At 68.8% G+C, this 1,518-nt stretch carries 1 protein-coding gene; it reads left to right on the forward strand.

The features are described 5' to 3' along the window. A partial coding sequence (locus A9Z05_RS04330) for a non-ribosomal peptide synthetase (RefSeq protein ID WP_069617023.1) occupies positions 1-1,518 on the forward strand: 1,518 nt, incomplete at both ends.

Consider the following 1,518-nt stretch of genomic DNA (forward strand, 5'->3'; position numbering starts at 1 on the left):
CTGATGCAGCACGATCGCGACACCCGCATGCTGTCGTGGCTGCCGCTGTATCACGACATGGGACTGTCGATGCCGTTGCAACTGGCGTCGATCGGGCTTTCGGTGGTGCTGATGTCGCCCGTTGCGTTCGTCCAGCAGCCGGGCCGATGGCTGCGCGCGATTGCCGAACACCGTGCGACGACGTCCGGCGGGCCGAATTTCGCGTATGCGCTTGCCGCGGCCGCGCTCGACGGAAGCGACGACGGCGGCCGGCTCGATCTGTCCAGCTGGCGGGTCGCGTTCTGCGGCGCGGAGCCGATTCATCGCCAGACCGTCACCGATTTTATCGACGCAGCAAGCCCGCACGGCTTCGCTCCGGGGTCGTTCTATCCATGCTACGGGATGGCCGAGGCGACTCTGATCGTATCGGGCGTCCCTTACGGCGAAGGCGCCCATTATCTGGACGTCGACAACGTGAAGCTTGCCGCCGGCATCGTCGAACCGGTTCAGCCCGGCGCCGCGAACGCGAAGAGCCTCGTGTCGTGCGGCGGCACGGCGCCCGGCACCGAGATCCGGATCGCAGGGCCCGATGGTCGCCCGGTGGCCGACCCGAACGGCGTCGGCGAGATCTGGGTGCGCGGCGGCGCGATCGGCGTGGGCTACTACGGTAATCCGGAAGCGACACGGTCGACGTTCGGCGCGCATGTCGATGACGAGCCTGGCGCTCGTCCGTTCCTGCGCACCGGCGATCTGGGCGCGATCGTCGACGGCCGCCTGTACGTGACCGGCCGCGTGAAGGACATGCTGATCGTTCGCGGGCGCAACCTGTATCCGCAGGATATCGAGGCGTGCGTGCAGGACGCGGTGCCGGCGTTGCGCCGCGGGTGCGGCGCCGCCGTATCGGTGCAAGCGGACGGCGAAGAGAAGCTCGTGATCATCCAGGAAGTCGGTCGCACCGCGCGCCGGACGCTGGACCTCGACGCCGCGCTGCGGGCGATGGTGGTCGCGATCGGCGAGGACTTCGGGGTCACGCCGCACGCGATCGTGCTGGTCGAGCCGGCGACCATCGAAAAGACTTCCAGCGGCAAGATCGCGCGCGCGCTGTGTCGTCGCGCGTATCTGCAAGGCGAACTGCGCGCCGTCGCCAGCTGGACCGACGGCGCCCATGCGATGGAGGCCGGCGCGGCGCGTGACGATGCGGTGGCGCCGACTGTCGCCGAGGTTGCGCCGCATTCCGATTCGACGCTGATCGAGCGCGAGATCGCGGACCGGATCGTACGGATCGTCGCCGAGCGGCTGAAGATCGCCGAGACGCAGGTATCGCGCACGGCCGCGTGGGTCGAGATGGGTTTCGACTCGGTGAGCGCGCTCCAGTTTTCGTTGAAGGTGCAGCACACGATCGGGCTGACGTTCGACGCCGCCGTGCTGTGGGACTGTTCGAACGTCGAGCAGCTTGCCGCGCATCTGGCGCGGATGCAGGGCGCGGCCGATGCGTTGCGATCGAGCGATGCGCCCGCATCGGCCGCCGCGCACGCGCAT

It is taken from the genome of Burkholderia sp. A2 (assembly GCF_001729305.1).
Lineage (GTDB): Bacteria > Pseudomonadota > Gammaproteobacteria > Burkholderiales > Burkholderiaceae > Burkholderia > Burkholderia sola.